At 72.3% G+C, this 18,085-nt stretch carries 20 protein-coding genes and 3 riboswitches; of the genes, 11 read left to right on the forward strand and 9 right to left on the reverse strand.

Annotation, left to right across the window (positions count from 1 at the left end; all coding sequences use genetic code 11):
* Positions 1-11: 11 nt before the first annotated feature.
* The 6 genes from ABEA33_RS15710 to ABEA33_RS15735 all read right to left on the reverse strand — a co-directional run bounded on the left by ABEA33_RS15710 (position 12) and on the right by ABEA33_RS15735 (position 6,116).
* Entirely contained in the window at positions 12-233 is a 222-nt protein-coding gene (locus tag ABEA33_RS15710; RefSeq protein ID WP_345527759.1) for a CbtB-domain containing protein, read from the reverse strand.
* A 164-nt stretch (positions 234-397) separates the two neighbouring features.
* Positions 398-1,426, reverse strand: coding sequence for an Rv2231c family histidinol phosphate aminotransferase CobC (gene cobC / locus ABEA33_RS15715; protein ID WP_345527760.1), 1,029 nt, complete (start codon positions 1,424-1,426; stop codon positions 398-400).
* A complete protein-coding gene (locus ABEA33_RS15720; RefSeq protein WP_345527761.1) occupies positions 1,419-2,777 on the reverse strand; it encodes a cobyrinic acid a,c-diamide synthase CobB in 1,359 nt (452 codons plus the stop codon). Before ABEA33_RS15720 ends, cobC begins: the two co-directional genes overlap by 8 nt.
* 10 nt (positions 2,778-2,787) lie before the next feature.
* Positions 2,788-3,402 carry a cob(I)yrinic acid a,c-diamide adenosyltransferase gene (gene cobO / locus ABEA33_RS15725; protein WP_345527762.1) on the reverse strand — a complete coding sequence of 205 codons (615 nt, stop codon included), beginning with the start codon at positions 3,400-3,402 and terminating at the stop codon, positions 2,788-2,790.
* A gap of 1 nt (position 3,403) precedes the next feature.
* Positions 3,404-5,383 (reverse strand): magnesium chelatase subunit D family protein, encoded by a 1,980-nt coding sequence (locus ABEA33_RS15730; RefSeq protein WP_345527764.1) that lies wholly within the window; start codon positions 5,381-5,383, stop codon positions 3,404-3,406.
* Between the two features lie 33 nt (positions 5,384-5,416).
* A riboswitch (cobalamin riboswitch) is annotated at positions 5,417-5,561 on the reverse strand.
* A complete protein-coding gene (locus tag ABEA33_RS15735) occupies positions 5,556-6,116 on the reverse strand; it encodes a P-loop NTPase family protein (RefSeq protein ID WP_345527766.1) in 561 nt (186 codons plus the stop codon). It overlaps the preceding riboswitch by 6 nt.
* 80 nt (positions 6,117-6,196) lie before the next feature.
* Between ABEA33_RS15735 and ABEA33_RS15740 the strand changes: the two genes are divergently transcribed.
* The 6 genes from ABEA33_RS15740 (at position 6,197) to ABEA33_RS15765 (ending at position 10,881) form a co-directional block, all read left to right on the forward strand.
* Entirely contained in the window at positions 6,197-6,955 is a 759-nt protein-coding gene (locus tag ABEA33_RS15740; RefSeq protein WP_345527767.1) for a hypothetical protein, read from the forward strand.
* Positions 6,955-7,527 (forward strand): RNA polymerase sigma factor, encoded by a 573-nt coding sequence (locus tag ABEA33_RS15745; RefSeq protein ID WP_345527768.1) that lies wholly within the window; start codon positions 6,955-6,957, stop codon positions 7,525-7,527. Before ABEA33_RS15740 ends, ABEA33_RS15745 begins: the two co-directional genes overlap by 1 nt.
* A gap of 194 nt (positions 7,528-7,721) precedes the next feature.
* Positions 7,722-8,465: a dienelactone hydrolase family protein gene (locus ABEA33_RS15750; RefSeq protein WP_345527769.1), complete on the forward strand. Its 744-nt coding sequence runs from the start codon at positions 7,722-7,724 to the stop codon at positions 8,463-8,465.
* An 11-nt stretch (positions 8,466-8,476) separates the two neighbouring features.
* Positions 8,477-9,694 carry a precorrin-6y C5,15-methyltransferase (decarboxylating) subunit CbiE gene (gene cbiE / locus ABEA33_RS15755; protein ID WP_345527771.1) on the forward strand — a complete coding sequence of 406 codons (1,218 nt, stop codon included), beginning with the start codon at positions 8,477-8,479 and terminating at the stop codon, positions 9,692-9,694.
* Positions 9,691-10,440, forward strand: a complete 750-nt coding sequence (locus ABEA33_RS15760) for a cobalt-precorrin-4/precorrin-4 C(11)-methyltransferase (RefSeq protein WP_345527773.1) — start codon at positions 9,691-9,693, stop codon at positions 10,438-10,440. The genes cbiE and ABEA33_RS15760 overlap by 4 nt, the downstream gene beginning before the upstream one ends.
* 96 nt (positions 10,441-10,536) lie before the next feature.
* Complete coding sequence (locus tag ABEA33_RS15765) at positions 10,537-10,881, forward strand: hypothetical protein (RefSeq protein ID WP_345527774.1); 345 nt, start codon at positions 10,537-10,539, stop codon at positions 10,879-10,881.
* 8 nt (positions 10,882-10,889) lie between these two features.
* Here the strand turns inward: ABEA33_RS15765 and ABEA33_RS15770 are convergent, their stop codons facing one another.
* The 3 genes from ABEA33_RS15770 to ABEA33_RS15780 are packed head-to-tail and all read right to left on the reverse strand — an operon-like array spanning position 10,890 to position 13,911.
* Positions 10,890-12,440, reverse strand: a complete 1,551-nt coding sequence (locus ABEA33_RS15770; protein ID WP_345527775.1) for a precorrin-2 C(20)-methyltransferase — start codon at positions 12,438-12,440, stop codon at positions 10,890-10,892.
* Positions 12,437-13,114 (reverse strand): precorrin-8X methylmutase, encoded by a 678-nt coding sequence (locus ABEA33_RS15775; RefSeq protein WP_345527776.1) that lies wholly within the window; start codon positions 13,112-13,114, stop codon positions 12,437-12,439. The genes ABEA33_RS15770 and ABEA33_RS15775 overlap by 4 nt, the downstream gene beginning before the upstream one ends.
* The gene (locus ABEA33_RS15780; RefSeq protein ID WP_345527777.1) at positions 13,111-13,911 is read right to left on the reverse strand and encodes a nitrite reductase; all 801 of its coding nucleotides are present in this window, start codon (positions 13,909-13,911) and stop codon (positions 13,111-13,113) included. Before ABEA33_RS15780 ends, ABEA33_RS15775 begins: the two co-directional genes overlap by 4 nt.
* 54 nt (positions 13,912-13,965) lie before the next feature.
* Positions 13,966-14,155: riboswitch (cobalamin riboswitch) on the reverse strand.
* A 37-nt stretch (positions 14,156-14,192) separates the two neighbouring features.
* Positions 14,193-14,385: riboswitch (cobalamin riboswitch) on the forward strand.
* A 78-nt stretch (positions 14,386-14,463) separates the two neighbouring features.
* Here ABEA33_RS15780 and ABEA33_RS15785 point away from each other — a divergent pair.
* From ABEA33_RS15785 to ABEA33_RS15805, 5 genes are read left to right on the forward strand one after another with little or no spacing between them, the layout of a single operon-like run.
* Positions 14,464-15,435, forward strand: coding sequence for an ABC transporter substrate-binding protein (locus ABEA33_RS15785; protein ID WP_345527778.1), 972 nt, complete (start codon positions 14,464-14,466; stop codon positions 15,433-15,435).
* A gap of 38 nt (positions 15,436-15,473) precedes the next feature.
* A complete protein-coding gene (locus tag ABEA33_RS15790; protein ID WP_345527995.1) occupies positions 15,474-16,469 on the forward strand; it encodes a FecCD family ABC transporter permease in 996 nt (331 codons plus the stop codon).
* The gene (locus ABEA33_RS15795; RefSeq protein WP_345527780.1) at positions 16,436-17,245 is read left to right on the forward strand and encodes an ABC transporter ATP-binding protein; all 810 of its coding nucleotides are present in this window, start codon (positions 16,436-16,438) and stop codon (positions 17,243-17,245) included. The genes ABEA33_RS15790 and ABEA33_RS15795 overlap by 34 nt, the downstream gene beginning before the upstream one ends.
* On the forward strand, positions 17,242-17,934 hold the full coding sequence (locus tag ABEA33_RS15800) for a (2Fe-2S) ferredoxin domain-containing protein (protein ID WP_345527781.1): 693 nt from the start codon (positions 17,242-17,244) through the stop codon (positions 17,932-17,934). The genes ABEA33_RS15795 and ABEA33_RS15800 overlap by 4 nt, the downstream gene beginning before the upstream one ends.
* Positions 17,927-18,076 (forward strand): hypothetical protein, encoded by a 150-nt coding sequence (locus ABEA33_RS15805; RefSeq protein ID WP_345527782.1) that lies wholly within the window; start codon positions 17,927-17,929, stop codon positions 18,074-18,076. Before ABEA33_RS15800 ends, ABEA33_RS15805 begins: the two co-directional genes overlap by 8 nt.
* Positions 18,077-18,085 lie beyond the last annotated feature (9 nt).

An 18,085-nucleotide genomic window follows, 5' to 3' on the forward strand; every position in this document is an offset into this window, starting at 1 on the left:
GGTACCTGCTCTCAGTGGCAGGGGTAGCCGAGCAGGTGCCGGCTGTCGTGGACCCACTCGTGGATCGCGTTGCCGGACGGGATGGAGACCGCGCCCTGGTCGGCGCTGATGAAGAAGATCGCCAGGATGGCGAGCAGTCCGAAGAAGACTGCCCACGGGGCGATCTCGCGGAAGGGGATCGAGGGAACCTCGACGGCGGACCCGGAGATGGGTGCGGTGGACGACTGCGACACGGTGCCTCCTCAGGGATACGTGCGTCCCTGTTCGAATGGGTGGAAGCGGACCTTTGGGTCTGACTTCACCGCACTCCGAACCAGCCAGTTCCTGGTCGCTCGGAGGCGATGTCACAGTAGCGCGACTGTGCCGGAGTCTCACCGGCTTCCTCGTGCCCGCGTGGTCAGCCTAGGGCATCTGGACCGAGTGCGGACAGAGCATCCAGGAGTGATCTGTTCCGCTCCGGCGGACGTACGGCGATCCGCACCCACGACGCGTCGAGACCGGGGAACGTGTCGGCGCGTCGTACGGCGACGCCGGCGTCTCGGAGGGCCCCGTGCGCGCCGACTCCGACCTGGGCGAGCACGAAGCTCGCCTGCGACGGAATGTGGTGGATCCCCATGGTGGACAGAGACTCCTCGAGATCGCGCCGCCACGTGGCGATCTGCCCAGAGCGTCGTCGCGACTCGACGGCGGCCTCGTCGGTGGAGCAGGCGATCATGGCGGCGGACGCCGTGCTGGCGACCGACCACGGCACCTGCCCGTCGCGGAGCTCGCGGACGAGTCGGGCATCCGCGAGGAGGTAGCCGGCCCGGACCCCGGGGATGCCCCAGTGTTTGGTCAGGCTCCGGATGACCAGCAGTCTCGGGTCGCGGTGCCGGGTCAGGGTGGCGGGTTCGCCGGGGACGGCGTCCATGAACGCCTCGTCGACGACCACTACCCGTCCCGGTCGCAGCAGCGCTGTGATGGCGGGCGCGGGGTGCAGGACGCCAGTCGGGTTGGTCGGATTGCCGATCACCACGAGATCGGCGTCGTCGGGCACGGCGCTGGGGTCGAGCTCGAACGGCTCGGCGAGCACCACCTCGGTGACCGCGTGCCCGGCTTGCAGGAGGGCGGCATGGGGTTCGGTGAACTGCGGGTGCACGACGACGGGTCGCCGCCAGGGCCGGAGCCGGGCGACCAGGGAGAAGGCCTCCGCGGCGCCAGCCGTCGCCAGCACCTCGGACGGATCCCGGCCGTGCCGGGCTGCGATGGCTGCCTCAGCGGCGCCGGCTGACGGATAGCTCGCGGCGTCGTCCAGGCCCGCGCGCAGGGCGGCGTCGAGCCACGCGGGACGCGGCCCGTCGTACACGTTGACGGCGAAGTCGACCAGGCCGGTGCCGACCTCGGCGTCGCCGTGGTGGCGCAGCGGGCGGTCTCCCGGGTCAGCCACGGGCATGGACCGCGTCGGCGAACCGCTGCGCGAGCTGCGGGTGGCCGGCCCAGTGGGTGTGCAGGTACGACGCGTGCAGGGTGTCCGAGGCGAAGCCGACGTCGTGCCCGTCGACCGTCCAGGCCGCCCGGCCGTTGCTCGACGGAGTGACCTGGGTCCGGTGGAACTCGTGGGCCGTCACCGTCTCGCCCGCACGGGTCAGCAGGTTGTCGGTGGCGGCGGTCATCGTGGGGTACCTCAACGTCAGCCGCTCGGTCATCGCGGCCTCCGCCGCGATCGCACCGACCATGGGGGAGGAGTCCAGTGCCTCGCACAGGTAGAGCAGCCCGGCGCACTCGGCCACGGTCGGGACGCCGTCCGCGAGCGCCGCCGCTAGCTCGCGCCGGAGCACCACGTTGTCGGTGAGCTCGCGGGCATGCACCTCGGGGAAGCCACCCCCGAGGTAGACCCCCGCGGTCCCGTCGGGCAGGCGCGGGTCGACCATCGGGTCGAAGCCCACCACCGTGCACCCGGCCGCCCGGAGCAGCTCCTCCGTCTCGGCGTACCGGAACGTGAACGCCCGTCCGCCCGCCATCGCCACCACCGGTGTCCCGGTGGTGGAGGTGCGAGCGAAGCGAGCCTCGAAACCACCTACCTCCGTGATGGGGTCCCATGCCTCGCTGTCCAGGTCAGGCGCGGACCGCGCCAGCGCCAGCACAGCCTCCAGGTCAACGAGCTCGGCGATCCGGTCGGCCAGCGCGTCCAGCGCGTGCCGGGCCTCGTCGCGCTCGGCGGCGGGGACCAGGCCGAGGTGCCGCGAGGGTACGGCGAGGTCGGGGTCGCGGCCGACGGTCCCGAGGATCGGCAGGTCGATCGAGTCGGCCACTTCGCGCGCATGCCGCGGCGAGCCCGCCTGGTTGAGCACGACGCCGGCGACGCGCACAGCGGGGTCCCAGGTCGCCATGCCGTGCACGACGGCCCCGATGGACCGTGACGAGCGCGAGATGTCGACGACCAGCACGACCGGCGAGCGGGTGAGCGTCGCGACGTGTGCGGTCGAGGCGAAGCCCTGTCCGCCGACCTTGCCGTCGAAGAGACCCATCACGCCCTCGACCACGGCGACGTCGGCGCCGACAGCTCCGTGCAGGAGCAGCGGCACGATGCGCTCCTCGCCGACCAGGTGCGGGTCCAGGTTGCGGCCCGGCCGTCCGCAGGCGAGCGCGTGGTAGCCGGGGTCGATGTAGTCGGGACCGACCTTGTGCCCGGACACGACGTGGCCCGCGCGGGTCAGCGCGGCCATCAGGCCCGTGGCGACGGTCGTCTTCCCCTGCCCGGTGGCGGGAGCGGCGACGACCACACGCGGGAGCGTCACCATCGGCGGGTCACCACTCGATGCCCTTCTGGCCCTTCTGGCCGCGGTCCATCTGGTGCTTGACCTTGGTCATCTCGGTGACCAGGTCGGCGGCTTCGATGAGACGCGGGTTCGCGCGGCGTCCGGTGACGACGACGTACTGCCGACCGGGTCGGTTGACCAGCGTCTCCACCACGTCGTCGACGTCGACCCAGCCCCACTCCATCGGGTAGGTGAACTCGTCGAGCACGTAGAGATCGTGGGTCTCCGTTGCCAGGCGGCGCTTGATCTCCGTCCATCCGGACGCGGCGTCCGCGGCATGGTCCTCAGCCTCGCCTGCCTTGCGCGACCAGGACCAGCCGGAGCCCATCTTGTGCCACTCGACCGGTCCGCCCTCGCCGGTCTGGGCGTGGAGCTCGCCGAGCCGTTCGAGCACGGTCTGCTCGCCGATGCGCCACTTGGCGGACTTCACGAACTGGAAGACACCGACGTTCCAGCCCTGGTTCCAGGCACGGATCGCGAGGCCGAAGGCGGCGGTGGACTTCCCCTTGCCATCGCCGGTGTTGACCATCAGCAGCGGTTGGTTGCGGCGTTGGGCGGTGGTGAGGCCGTCGTCGGGTACGGCGGTGGGCTGTCCCTGCGGCATGTCAGGCCGCCCGTCCGCGGATCGCGCCCGTCAACGCCTCGGCGCTGACCTCGGAGATCGGCACGTGCTGGGCGCTCAGGTGTTCGGCGAGCACTGCGGCCAGGCCGAGCCGGAAGCCGCCGCTCTCGCAGTCGACGACCAGGCTGTCGACGCGGGCTTTGGCGAGCAGGCCGGCCGCCTGGCGAGAACGCTCGACCGCGGCGCTGCCGCTCGTCGCGCGGCCGTCGGTCACCACGACGAGGAGCGGGCGGCGGCGCGGATCACGGACGCGTTCGAGGTCAAGCACCCGCGCAGCCTCGAGGAGCCCTTCAGCGAGCGGTGTCCGTCCACCGGCGGGCAGCACCTCCAGTCGGCTCGCCGCGATGTCGACGGAGTACGTCGGCGGCAGTGCCAGGTCGGCGGTGCTGCCCCGGAACGTCACCAGCCCGACCTTGTCGCGGCGCTGATAGGCGTCGAGCAGCAGCGACAGGATCGCCGTCTTCACCTGTTCCATGCGCTTGCGCGCCGCCATCGACCCGGACGCGTCGACGCAGAACAGCACCAGGTTGGACTCCTGGCCCTCGCGTGTCGCCACTCGGAGGTCCTGGGAGCGGAGCAGCAGGCGGCCCGACGTACGCCCGCGAGCCAGCTGGTGCGGCGCCGCCGCGCGCACGGTCTCGGTCAGGTGCAGCGGCCCGCGCTGCCCGGCGCGCGACCCGATCCGGCGCCCGTTGTCGGTGACCGCGCGGCTGCGCTTGCCGGCCTCCCCGGCCCCGGTGCCGCGGACGGTGAACAGCTTGGGTCGGTACGTCGCTCCGGCGCTCACGGTGGTGCTCTGCTCGCCACTCGCACCAGCCGTGTCCGGGACGTCATGCGGTGGGCGTGTCCCCATGCTCTCGCCGTACGACGTCTCGTCGTGGTCGGTCGGGGTCGGGTCCCCACCGCCGTCGTCGCCACCCCCCGGAGGCTCAGGCTCCGGGTCCGGCTCCGGGTCGTCCTCGCCGAGCACCCGGTCGAGCAGCTCCTCGTCGAGCCCGGGAGCGTCGAACGGGTTGCGCCGGCGCCGGTGCGGCAAGGCGAGCCGAGCGGCGGCGCGGACGTCCTCGGTGGAGACCGTGGTGCGGCCGTGCCAGGCGGCATGGGCGACGGCCGTCCGGGCGGTGACGATGTCGGCGCGCATGCCGTCGACCTCGCAGGCGGCGCAGAGCTCGGCGATCTGGAGCAGCGTCTCGTCGGTCAGCTCGACGTCAGCGACCCGGGCCTGAGCGGCCTGGATGCGGTCGGTGAGAGCGCGCTCGGAGTCGGCGTACGTCGCAGCGAACGCGTCGGGGTCGGCGTCGTACGCCATCCGGCGACGTACGACGTCGACGCGCAGAGCCGGGTCGCGGGGTGCCGCCACCTCGACGGTGAGGCCGAACCGGTCGAGCAGCTGCGGCCGGAGCTCGCCCTCCTCAGGGTTCATGGTGCCGACCAGGACGAACCTGGCGGCGTGCTCGACGGACACCCCGTCGCGTTCGACCGTCGAGCGGCCCATCGCGGCCGCGTCCAGGAGCAGATCGACCAGGTGGTCGTGGAGCAGGTTGACCTCGTCGACGTACAGGATCCCGCGGTGGGCCTTGGCGAGCAGTCCGGGCTCGTACTCGGCCTTGCCCTCGGAGAGAGCGCGCTCGAGGTGCAGTGAGCCGAGCACCCGGTCCTCGGTCGCGCCGACGGGCAGCTCCACGAGGCGCACGGCGCGAGTCTCGGCCGCGGCGTCGGCAGGGAAGGGGCCGTCGGGCGAGAGCGGCGCCGGATCACGCGGGTCGCTCGAGAAGCGGTCACCCGCGACGACGTCGATCGGCGGCAGCACCGACGCGAGCGCCCGAACGATCGTGGACTTCGCGGTGCCCTTCTCGCCGCGGACCAGCACGCCGCCGATGTCGGGCGAGACCGTGGTCAGGATCAGGGCGAGCGCCATGTCGTCGGAGCCGACGACGGCACTAAAGGGGTACTGCTGTGGCATGAGAGGCTCCCGCTCGCTCGCCAACGGACATCGGATGATGCGTGGCGCGGGGCCGGTCTTCGGACTTCTCAGCACTCCGTGTCAGAGCGTCGAGTCACCGCAGCGGGCCTGTGCCGGACTTTCACCGGCTTCCCAGATTCTCCCCAGACTTCGGGGCACCTCGTGCCATTGGTCATGCTAGCGGCTGCACGATCTCGCGCAGCCACGGGTCCACCTCCCGGGTGCTGCCCAGCCGCACGATCGTCAGGTCCGGACGCTGAGCGGCGACGACGGGGATCCGCTCGTCGTACAGGTGGCGGGTCCGGATCGACCACCGGACGATGTGCTCGTCGTCGGTGAAGAACGTCCGGAGCGGCGGCTCCTGGTTGCCGTTCCAGAGCTCCTGCCGACGAAGCCGGCGTCGCAGGGTCCGTCGTACGACGCGCTGGAGCACCATCGGGTACGGCGGGTCGAGCCAGACGAGCAGGTCGGCGCGCTCGACCAGGAGAGGCCTCGCGAAGTCGTACTGCCACTCGGTGACCCAGCCGGGTGCGGCTGTGAACGCCTCGACGTCGGCCTCGAACTCGGGCCGCTTCGTCCAGTCGGCACCGTGGAAGAGCCCGTCGATCTCGGTGTACGGCAGGTCGAGGACCTCGGCGATGCGCCGAGAGAGCGAGCTCTTGCCCGAGCCGCTGACCCCGGCTACCGCCACCCGGTGCGGTCGGCGCGGCAGTGGGGCGGTGGCGGTGAGCACCGCGGAATCCTACGACTCGACCTCGCTCGGTGTAACGCGCCGACATGTCAGGGATGACAGCATCTTTTCGAGGAGGACCCATGGCACCCACGGTTCGCGACCAGGACTGGTCGGAGCGGCACGGCGACGCGATCCGCGAAGCCGCGCCCGCGGTCCCGGACCTCACCGAGGGTGAGAAGATCGCCCTCTGGCAACGGATCGAGGCGTCCGACACGCATCGCGCGCGACGCCGTACTCACTGGAAGGCCGTGGTGGCCGGGCTCGTCGCAGTCGGGCTGGTCGGGGTTGCGGGCGCAGCGACGGGCAACGTCTTCAGTGCTCACACCGGCAGAGGTCCGGTGGACGCGGAGGACGTCGAGCTCGGTGGCCCCGGCGAGCGGCTCGATCCGCGCGCGCCCGACTTCGCTGGCGTCATGGACGAGATGACCACCGACATCCGGTTCCCCTCGGTCGCGGCCCGTGACAGCGCGCTGGACTGGGAGCTCGACAACGCGACCCGGGATCGGTCCGACATCACGTCCCTGTCGAGCGGCGCCCTGCGATTGTGGACGGCCGGTCACGCCCTGTGCTCGTGGAGCAACGTGTGGGCGGGTGCGCTCCGCACCGGCGACATCGCCACCGAGCAGCGGGCGGCCGACGTGATCCTCGGTGCCCGCACCTGGCCGTCGATCACCGACACCGATCCCGACATGGCCGACGAGTCGGAGTTCGCCTGGCTCCCGGACCTCGAGCAGGCCATCCGCACCGACGATCCCGCGGCGGCCAGGACGGCGCTCGCCGGCAACCAGTCCTGCATGCCCGGGCTGGCCCCCGAGCTGAGGTTGGGGAAGCGGAGGTGATGCCGGCCTCGTCGCGGGTGGACGTCGAAGAGCTCTACCGCCGACACGCAGCCGAACTGCGCGGCTATCTCTACCGCCGGGCCGGGCAGGCGGGCGCGGACCTCCTGGGTGACGTCTTCGTCGTGGCGCTCCAGCGGGTGGACGACCTGCCCGAGCCTGACGTACGGCGGGCCTGGCTGTTCGGCACCGCCCGGCGGTTGTTGCTGGCCGCGGATCGGGAGAACCGGCGACGTCACCAGGCCGAGCGCGAGCGCGCCCGGTTCGGTGAGACGGTGGCTGACACCTCGGTGGCCGGCGGCTCTGGTCAGGCAGGTGCCGTCCAGGCGGCGCTCGCCTCCCTCCGGGAACCGGACCGCGAGCTGATCCGGCTGACCGAGTGGGAGCGGCTCTCGATCACCGAGGCCGCGGTCGTCCTGGGCCTGCGCCCCGGGACGGCGCGCGTGCGACTGCACCGGGCACGTCGCACCCTGGCCGCACACCCCGCCCTCGCGGACCTGAGCCCCGTGCGGAGCCCCAGCCGCGCGGAGGTGGGCTCTCAGCGCTCGAGCTTGTCGAGACCCCCGCAGGGTTAGGCAGGGCGGTGGGTGCGGCTAGGGAATCCGTTGGCGGACGGGGACGGCCACTTGCTACGTTCGCGAAGGCCGTGCTGGAGACAGAGGAGGTGGTACCCGTGAACGTTTCGACATGGGTGCTCCCCTCGGGGGTCACGGTCGGGCGATAGGTCGTCCGGGAGCGCCGTCCACGAGCACTCCCGAAAGGCACGACCATGCAGTTCACCTCCGAACGACGGCTCGACAGCGGCGTCCTCGAGCGCGAGTTCACCCTCGGCGAGATCCCCGGCATCCTGTGGACTCCCACGGAGGCGCCGGCACCGCTGATCCTGGTGGGTCACCCCGGTGACGTACGCCGGATGTACCCCCGGCTGGCGGGTCGGGCCACCCACGCGGCGCGTGACGGGTTCGCCTCGGTCGCCATCGAGCTCCCGGGGAGCGGTGACCGGCCCCGGTCGCCCGTCGCCGAGCAGGCTCGTGCCGGCCTGCGCCGGGCGCTGGCGGCCGGTGAGCCGGTCGACGAGATCGTCGACGCCCTCGTCCTCCCGCTGGTCGATCAGGCCGTCCCGGAATGGCAAGCCACTCTGGACGCCGTCCTCGGGCTGCCCGAGATCGGCGGCCCGGTCGGCTTCTCGGGCGGAGTCATCGCCATCGGCATTCGGCTGGCGGTGGTCGAACCCCGGATCGCGGCTGCCCTCCTGTTCGCGGGGAGCTTCGTGCCCCGCGCGATGTTCGAGGAGGCCCGCCAGATCACCATCCCGTTGCATGTCCTCCTCCAGTGGGACGACGAGGGGAACGACCGGCAGATGGCACTGGACCTGTTCGACGCCTTCGGCTCCACGGAGAAGACACTGCACGCCAACCTGGGCGGGCACACCGGCGTCCCGGAGTTCGAGGCGGAGGCCTCCGCCCAGTTCTTCGCCCGGCACCTGAGACAGCCGTCTGCCACGCAGCGCTAGGGTCTCTCCCCGTGCCGAGCTCCGACGACCGTCCGCCGCTGATCACCGTGATCGGGATCGGCGCCGACGGCTGGACCAGCGTGCCGGAGACGAGCTGGCGCCGGCTGTTGACCGCAGACGTGATCCTCGGCGGCGCCAGGCACCTGGCGATGCTGCCGGACACCCTCGACGTCGTCCGCGAGCCGTGGCCGTCGCCGCTGCGCGACAACCTGCCGGTGTTGCTCGAACGCCATGCGGGGCTGGACATCGTGGCTCTCGCCTCGGGTGACCCGCTGGTGTCGGGCATCGGGTCGACGCTGATCGCGCTGCTCGGCGCGGGCGCCGTACGCATCGAGCCTGCCCTGTCCTCGGTCGCGCTGGCGCGGGCCCGGATGGGCTGGGCGGCCGAGGCCAGCGCCGTCGTGTCGGTCGTCGGTCGAGACCTGCATGCCGTACTCCGCGAGCTCGCGCCCGGCTGGCGGGTCGTGGTGCTCTCCTCGGACGCGACCACCCCCGACGAGCTGGCGCGACTGCTCGTCGAGAGGGGGTACGGCGAAAGCGTGATGACCGTGCTCGGCGACCTCGGCTCGGCCGAGGAGTCCCGGGTCGACGCGACGGCGGCGACCTGGACCGGACCCGCTCCCGCCCTCAACGTGGTTGCGCTCGACCTGCGCGGTTCGGTCGTGGGCGCCTGGGCGGGCGGCCTGCCTGACACCGCCTTCGAGCACGACGGCCAGCTGACCAAGCGAGACGTCCGCGCCAGTGCCCTCGCCCGGCTCGCTCCGCAACCCGGCCAGCTGCTCTGGGATGTCGGCGCCGGTGCCGGCTCGGTCGGCATCGAGTGGATGCGTGCGCACCCGCGCTGCTGGACGATCGCGGTCGAGTCCGACGGCGCGCGGGCCGAGCGGATCGGCCGCAACGCCGCGCTGCTGGGCGTCCCCAACCTCCGCGTCGTCCACGGCCGCGCCCCCGACTCCCTCGGAGACCTGCCCGCGCCCGACGCCGTCTTCGTAGGTGGGGGAGCGACGGCGCCCGGGCTGCTGTCGGCCTGCAGGGAGCGCCTCTCGCCCGGCGGCAGACTCGTCGTCCACGGGGTGACGCTCGAGACCGAGTCCCTGCTCGCCGCGGCGTACGGCGAGCACGGCGGCGAGCTCACCCGGCTGTCGGTCGAGCATGCCGCGCCGATCGGATCGTTCAGCGGCTGGACACCTGGCCGCGCGGTCACTCAATGGAGCTGGAGCAAGCCATGACCGTCCACTTCGTCGGCGCCGGACCGGGTGCGGCCGACCTGATCACCCTGCGCGCGGCCGCGCTGCTCGCCGCCGCCGACCTGGTCCTCTACCCGGGCACCTACCTCGACGGGGCAGTCCTGGCGCACTGCCGCGACGACGCCCGCCTCGTCGACACCCAGGACCTCGACCTCGACGCGATCCTCGGGGAGCTGGTGGCCGCGCACGAGGCCGGCCACGACGCCGTACGTCTCACGTCCGGGGACCCGTCGGTCTACTCCGCGATCGCCGAGCAGACCCGGCGCCTGGACGCCGCGGGCGTGCCGTGGGACGTGACCCCCGGTGTCCCGGCGTACGCCGCAGCGGCCGCACTGGTCGGCCGAGAGCTGACGGTCCCGCTGGTGTCGCAGTCGGTGGTGCTGACCCGCACGCAGGCGCGTTCGACGGCGATGCCGGAGACCGAGTCGCTGGCGGCGTTCGCGGCGACCCGGGCGACGCTGGTGCTGCACCTCGCGATCACCCGCACGCGTGAGCTGATGGCCGAGATCGAGGGGGAGTACGGCGCGGACTGCCCGGTTGTCGTCGTGCACCGCGCGTCCCAGCCCGGCGAGCTCGTGCTCCGCGGGACGGTCGGCGACATCGCCGACCAGGTGGAGTCCGCCGGTCTGCGGCAGGCGGCCGTGATCCTGGTCGGGCGCGCGCTGGCTGCGGACGGCGGTGAGTCCTGGCTGTACTCCGGGGCCCGCGATCGTCGGCCGACTGTCTAGACCACAAGTTACGGACGGCCGCGTCGGGAAAAGAGACAGTCAGGCGACCCGCCGCGAGACGGAGCGGTCGGGCGCCCCGAAATCGGAAGAGGTCTCATGACCAAGCGCGTACTTTCTGCCGTGGCTGCTGCCGCACTCGTCCTCACCTTCGCGACCGGCTGTGGGGGCGGTGGTGGCGGCCGGCCCTCGGTGGACGAGATCGCCGACGGCATCCAGGACGGCATGGGCGACAGCTTCGGCGGTGACGTCACCGACGACATGGCCACCTGCATCGCCAAGGCGTTCCGCGACTCCGACCTGTCTGACGACGCGCTCCAGGCGATCGCGGACGGCGACAAGGACTACGACGCGAGCAAGGACGACACCGAGGCGCTGTCGTCTGTGTCGACCGAGTCCGTGACGAAGTGCGTCGGCACCGAGGCACCCGACACCGAGCAGTGAGCTGACCGTCAGTCGACCGAGCGCGGTGTCCACACCGCGCCGGTCGGACTGACGGTGGTGCGTGACCCCCCGACGATCAGCAGGCACTTCATGTCCACGGTGTCGGCATCGAGCTCGGCCAGTGTGGTCACGGTCAGCGACTCCTCGGCCCGGCCGACGTCGCGCCCGACGATGACGACGGTGTCGGGGGACCGGTGCTCGAGCAGCACCTTCTGCGCCTCCACCACCTGGTGGGTGCGGGAGCGCGACGCGGGGTTGTAGACCGCCAGCACGAGATCGGCCTGCGCGACGGCCCGGAGCCGCTGCTCGATCACCGACCACGGCTTGAGCCGGTCCGAGAGGCTCAGCACTGCGAAGTCGCCGCCGATCGGCGCACCCGCTCGCGCCGCCACGGCCTGCACCGCGCTGACGCCGGGCAGCACCCGGATCGGCACCTCGGCGTACGCCGGGTCGGCCGCGGCCTCGAACACCGCTGTCGCCATCCCGAAGACGCCGGCGTCACCACCCGAGACGACGGCGACGCGTTCGCCGGCCAGGGCGAGATCGAGTGCGGCTCGGGCGCGATCGAGCTCGACGGTGTTGCCGGACGCATGCCGGCTCAGCCCCTCCCGCTGCGGCACGCGCGCGACGTACGGCGCGTATCCGACCACGTGGTCGACTCCTGCCAGGGCCGCCGTCACCTCGGGCGTGACCCACTCCGCCGGCCCCGGTCCGAGGCCGACCACCAGCAGCTCCGCGACCCGCGGTTTGGTCACCAACCGCGGATCTTCGGCCCCTGGATCTGCGATTGGTGACGAAACCGCGTGCCCCGCGGCCCGACGACCCGCCCCGTGGAGCGAGTCTCCGGCCACCACGATGAGCGAGAAGTACGGCACCGAGTCGGGGTCGACGTCGGCGACGGGCAGCCAGCGTTGAGCGGGCATCGAGGCGCGCTCGACGTAGACGGCGTGCTCGAGCCGCCCGGCGGTCGCCAGCGCGCGTCGTACGGCGGGGAAGGTGCGGCCGAGTTTCATGATGATCGCGCCGTCGGTGTCGGCGAGCCGGCGGGCGAGCTCGGCCTCGGGCAGTGTGCCGGGCAGCACCGTCAGCACGTCGGTCTGGCGCACCAGAGGAGCGGCGACGGCGGAGGCGGCGGCGGCGAAGGCCGGCACCCCGGGCACGATCTCGGTCTCGTAGGTGTCCGCGAGCCGGTCGTGCATGTACATGAACGAGCCGTAGAAGAGCGGGTCTCCCTCGGCCAGCAGCACCACGTCGCGCCCGGCGGCCAGGTGCGCCGCCAACCTTCCGGAGGCCTCCTCGTAGAAGGCGGCCATCGCGCCGGCGTACCCACCGGGATGGGAGGTGTCTCCCGTCGTGACGGGGTAGCGGAGCTCCTCCTCGATGACGTCGTCGGGGATCAGCTCTGCCGCGATCCGGCGCGCGTTCGAGGTCTTCCCGACGCCCGCGTGGTAGGCGACGACGTCGGCCGACGAGATCAGGCGCGCCGCCTTGAGGGTGATCAGCTCGGGGTCGCCCGGGCCGACGCCGATGCCCCAGAACCGTCCTGGTGCCGTGCTCACTCTGCCTCCTGCGCCAGTGCGTTGATCGCGGACGAGGCCATCGCCGAGCCGCCTCGGCGACCCCGGACGGTGACGAACGGCAGGTCGATGCCGTGGTCGCGCCCGAACGACGCGAGCGCCTCCTTGGACTCGGCGGCGCCGATGAAGCCCACTGGACAGCCGACGATCGCCGCCGGCCGCGGGCCACCGTCGAGGATCATCTCGAGGAGGTGGAAGAGGGCGGTCGGAGCGTTGCCGATCGCGACTACTGCGCCGTCGAGCAAGGGCTCCCAGAGCGAGACGGCAGCCGCCGTACGCGTCGTGCCCCACGCCGCCGCGAGCTCCGGTACCTGCGGGTCGGTGAGGAAGCAGCGCACGGGGTTGCCGGCGGGCAGGCGGCCGGCGGTGATCCCCATCGCCACCATCCGGGCGTCGCAGAGGATCGGGGCGCCGACCATGAGCGCGGTGCGCGCCGCGGGCACCAGGTCGGGGTGGATCACCAGGTCGTCGACGAGGTCGACCTGCCCGGAGCCGTGGATCATCCGGACGGCCAGCTTCTCGGCGTCGGTCGGTACGGCGTCGAGGCGCGCCTCCCGCCGGATCGTCGCGAACGAGTCGACGTAGATCGCCGGGCCGTCGTCGATGTACTCGTAGCGGCGCGGCGGCCGCGCTGGTCCGTTCGGCGGCGTGCTCATGCCGGCACCAGGACGCCGCGCCACGGCGTGACGACGAGGTCGACGTCGAGGTCTCCGAGCGCCGGGTCCACGATCCCGTCCGGCGCCGGCACGTGCTCGCCGCCGGGGACGGTGCCGTACGGCAGTGCGTGGGTCGCCGGTGGGATCAGCCGATCGGGCGGCAGCACCGGGGTCAGGGGCGCGATCAGCTCGCTCACGTGCCACTCCGTGGTCCGCGTCTGCAGGAACGAGCGGGCGAGCGCGACCAGCCTCGGTGCGGCGTCGGTGAGCGGGACGACGGCGCCCCAGCGTCCACCCACGACGAGCTGAGCCGACCGGTCGTCGAGCGTCACGAGGCCCAGGTCGACGGGCCTGTCGAGCAGGTCGCCGCGTCCGTCGTCGAGCACGAAGAGGAACCGGCCCGGCAACCCGGCGAGAAGCGGGTCCGCGCACAGCAGCCGGTCGAGCTCGGCTACGAGCGGACGCAGGTCGGCGCGGCCGCCGGCGAGGCCGGTCTGCGGCGAGGTCATCAGGTTGCGCGCCAGCTCGTGGGTGCGCGACGGCAACAGCCCGGTCGCCTCGATCGCGGCCACGATCTCGGGCGTGATCTCGCCGAGACCGCGCAGCTGGAGGTTGGCCCGGCCGGTGACGTGGACGTCGCCGTCGCCGTACGCCGTGGCGAGCTCACTGAGCGCCCGCAGGCTGCCGGCCGGCAGGAGTCCGCCGGCGAGCCGCAACCGGACGAGGTTGCCGTCCGCGGCAGCCCAGGGTCGGAAGACGCCCGGGCACTGGTCGGCTCGGGTGCGGGTGTTGGTCACCTTGGTCCTCCGCGGTCAGGGGCTCGTACGCGGAGCCCGCGGGGTTCCTCGCGACTGGTGTCGTGAGGGCCAGCAGGTCTTCGGACTCGGGATCGACCGGTACGGGACGCCTTCCCGGGCTCTCGTGAGAGCTCCCAGTGGCTTGCATATCCCGCCCGTCACCTTTACCGCTGCGCGTCAGTCCCGGAGTCTCACCGGGTTCCCTGACCACCGAGGTGGCACGACTGGCAGGTCGGACGTTACCAACAACGCTCGCGTCACTGTCATCGCATCCGGATCTGCTACGTTGCGGCCGTCGTGGTGTACGGGAAGTCGGTCTGATGCCGGCGCGGCCCTCGCCACTGTAGCCGTTGAGTGAGACGGCCCTTGCGGAGCAACTCGGGTTGCTGCGGACCACTGGGCGCAAGCCCGGGAAGGTCGGCCATCGAACGTTGAGACGGAAGCCAGGAGACCGGCCACGACGCGTCATATTCCACGAGGGTTTGGAGAAGTACCGTGCGCAGTCGACCCCTGCCCACAACGATGTCCATCGCAGCCGCATCCGTGGTCGCCATGACAGCAGCACTCGTGCTCGCCGGCTGCGCCGATGCGCCCGAGTCCGAGCCGGCCGCCGTGAGCGCCGCAGACAGCAGGGAGGGGCCGGCCTTCCCGGTCGACGTCGCTGCCTGCGGCCACACCTCGACCGTCGAGACGGCGCCGGAGCGGGCCGTCACGCTCAATCAGGGTGCGACGGAGGTGATGCTGGCGTTGGGTCTCGAGGACCGGATGGCCGGCACCGCCTACCTCGACGACCCCGAGCCGCCGACTCGCTGGGCAGACGCGTACGCGTCGGTCCCGGTGATCTCGAAGGAGTACCCGAAGCGCGAGGAGCTGCTCGCCGTCGATCCCGACTTCGTCTACGCGTCGTACGCGAGCGCGTTCGACCCGAAGGTCGCTGGCACCCCCAAGGAGCTGGACGCTCTCGGCGTCGCGTCGTACCTCTCGCCCTTCGGCTGTGAGGACGACAGCCTGCGACCGGAGCCTTCCTTCGAGGCGGTGTGGGAGGAGATCGAGGCTGTCGGATCGGCGTTCGGCGTCTCCGACGACGCCGCGGAGCTCGTCGCTGAGCAGCAGGACGTCGTGGCCGGACTGGCGGACGACGCTGCCGGCGCCGGCACGACGGTCTTCTGGTACGACTCCGGCGACAAGACGGCGCTCGCCGGTGTCGGAGGAGGCGGACCGCAGGTGGTCATCGACGCCACGGGTGCGACGAACATCTTCGGCGGAATCGACGGAGGCTGGGAGGACGTCAGCTGGGAGAAGGTGATCGCCGCCGACCCCGACGTCATCGCCCTCGCCGACGCGAGCTGGTCGACCGCGGACGACAAGATCGCCTACCTCGAGAAGGATCCGGTGCTGTCGCAGCTGCGTGCGGTGCAGGACAAGAGCTACGTCGTCGTGCCCTACTCCCAGTCCACCGCGGGGGTGACCCTGGTCGACGGCGCAGCGTCGCTCGCCGAGCAGCTGTCCCAGCTGTCGTCGTGACCGGCCGGGCCTGTACGCCCGGTGCCGTGTTGGTGGCGATGCTGCTACTCGCCGCCAGCATGGCGGTCGCGCTCGGGATCGGACCGGTGTCGGTGTCGGTGGGCGACGTACTCGCGGTCGTCGCCCGCCGGCTCAACCTGGGGGCGTACGACGTCTCGCCGCTCGACGACCAGATCGTGTGGCAGCTGCGCCTGCCACGGGTGCTGGGCGCCGCCGCGGTCGGCGCCGGGCTGGCCGTCTGCGGTGTCGTGCTCCAGTCGCTGACCCGCAACGACCTCGCTGACCCGTACCTGCTCGGCATCTCCAGCGGCGCGGCGGTCGGGGCGGTCACGGTGATCGTGCTGGGCGTCTCCTTCGCGGGGCTGGTCGGCTCGGCTGCGGTGACAGCAGCGGGGTTCGTCGGCGCGCTGGGTTCGCTGGTGGTGGTGCTGGCGCTCGCGGCCGGCAGACGAGGCTCCCTCTCGCCTACCCGGACCGTGCTCGCCGGCGTCGCCGTCGCCCAGGTCTGCGGCGCCTACACGTCCCTGCTGGTCATCATGACCGGCGACAGCGATGCCGCCCGTCGGGTGCTCACCTGGACCCTCGGCTCGGTCGCGGGGCTGCGGTGGAGCTCTGCGGTCATCGTGTCCGTGGTCGCGATCGTGGCGACCGCTGCCTTCGTCGCCTTCGCCGACCAGCTCGACGCGTTCGCCTTCGGCGAGACCTCGGCCCGCTCCCTGGGCGTCGACGTCAACCGCGTGCGGTGGGCCCTCATGGTCGGCACCGCGCTGGTCACGGCATGCCTCGTCGCCTTCGTCGGCGCCATCGGGTTCGTCGGCCTGGTGGTGCCCCACATCGTCCGGATCCTCACCGGGCCAGGCCATCGGGTGCTGCTGCCGATGTCGGCGCTCGTCGGAGCGGTGCTGCTCGTCTGGGCCGACACGATCGCCCGGACCCTGGTCGACGGCCAGGAGATCCCGATCGGGGTCGTGACCGCGGTGGTCGGCGCACCGTTCTTCGCATGGCTCCTGCGCCGGACGAGGGAGCGGTCGTGACCGGCTCCGCCCTGGTGGCGCGCGACCTCTCGTGGCGGGTCGGCTCCGCGTCGATCCTGCGCGGCGTCAGTCTCACCTGCCGCCCCGGCGTCGTCACCGGACTGCTCGGACCCAACGGCTCCGGCAAGACCACCCTGCTGCACGTGCTGGCCGGGCTGCGGCGCCCGACGGAGGGCGACGTCCGGCTGGGCACGGACGACGTGCACCGGATGCGCGCCCGGGCGCGTGCCAGGGCGATCGCCCTCGTCGAGCAGGAAGCGTCCACGGGCGTCGACCTCACCGTGCGCGAGGTGGTCGAGCTCGGCCGGATCCCGCACCGGTCGCGCCTCCCCGGGCCCGATGGCGAGGGTGCCGACGCGGTCGACCGTGGGCTGCGTGCCGCCCAGGTGGAACACCTCGCCCCTCGGTCCTGGGGCACTCTCTCCGGAGGCGAACGGCAGCGGACCCAGCTGGCCCGGGCGCTGGCCCAGGAGCCCGAGGTGTTGCTGCTCGACGAGCCGACCAACCACCTCGACCTGCGCCACCAGCTCGACTTCCTCAGCCGGGTGCGCGGCCTGGGGCTGACGGTCATTGCCGCGCTCCACGACCTGGAGCTCGCCGCGGCGTACTGCGACGACCTGGCCGTGCTCGACGGCGGCCGACTCGTCACCCACGGTCCGGTCGCCAAGGTGCTGACGCGTGACCTGGTCGCGGAGGTGTACGGCGTGGACGTGACCGTAGAGCCGCACCCCGACCTTCCCCGGCCGCACGTGCGCTGGAACGGCGTGATCTCGTGAGCGAACGCCTGGTCGTGGTGGGGATGGGCGTCGCAGCGCAGGACGCGCGGCTGCACGAGATCGCCCGCCCACTCGGAGCCACCGTGGCCCACCTTCAGCTCGGTGACCCCTCACTCGGCCGCGAGCTGGACCGGCTGACCGACGCCGGCGCGACCAGGGTCGTGCTCGTCGGTGCAGCGTTCGGCACCGCGCCCGGCAACTCCTGGCTGCGCCGGGTCGCGGCGCACTGGTGGCGCGAGCGACCGGACCCGCCCGAGGTGGTCGTCGCTTCCGGCCTCGTCGTGGCTGCCGACGAGGTGGCCGACGTGCTGCGCCGGGCCCGACCGATCACCGGCACCGAGGCTTCGCTGGTGTCGGCCGCCTGGGAGGACGTCCCGGGCCATCGTCACCAGGTCTTCGTCTGCCGCGGTCCCCGGTGCACGGCCCGTGGCGGCGATGCCACGAGCGAAGCCTTGGGGCGTGCCCTGGCCAGGGAAGGTCTCGGCGGCGACGACGTCCTGCTCACCCAGACCGGGTGTCAGTTCCCCTGCAACCACGCCCCCGTCGTCAGCGTCCAGCCCGACGACGTCTGGTACGGCGGGGCAGACACTCAGGTTGCCGAGGCCATCGTCGAGCAGCACCTGGTGGGCGGGCGGCCGGTCGAAGCGAACCGGCTCGCTCGCCGACCCGGCGGAGGCAGCGTTGGATAGCGGCCTGGTGTCGGGGCGGCTCCCCGAACGCCGCGAGCTCCGGATGCTGCTGTGGGGCTACGCCGCAGCGGACGCCAGGACGTCATACGGACAGAGCAAGCGGATGCTCCACCCGCATGACGTCCTGACGCCTACGCCGTGAAAGCGGGTG

The sequence above is a fragment of the Nocardioides endophyticus genome, from assembly GCF_039543845.1.
Taxonomy (GTDB): Bacteria; Actinomycetota; Actinomycetes; order Propionibacteriales; family Nocardioidaceae; genus Nocardioides; species Nocardioides endophyticus.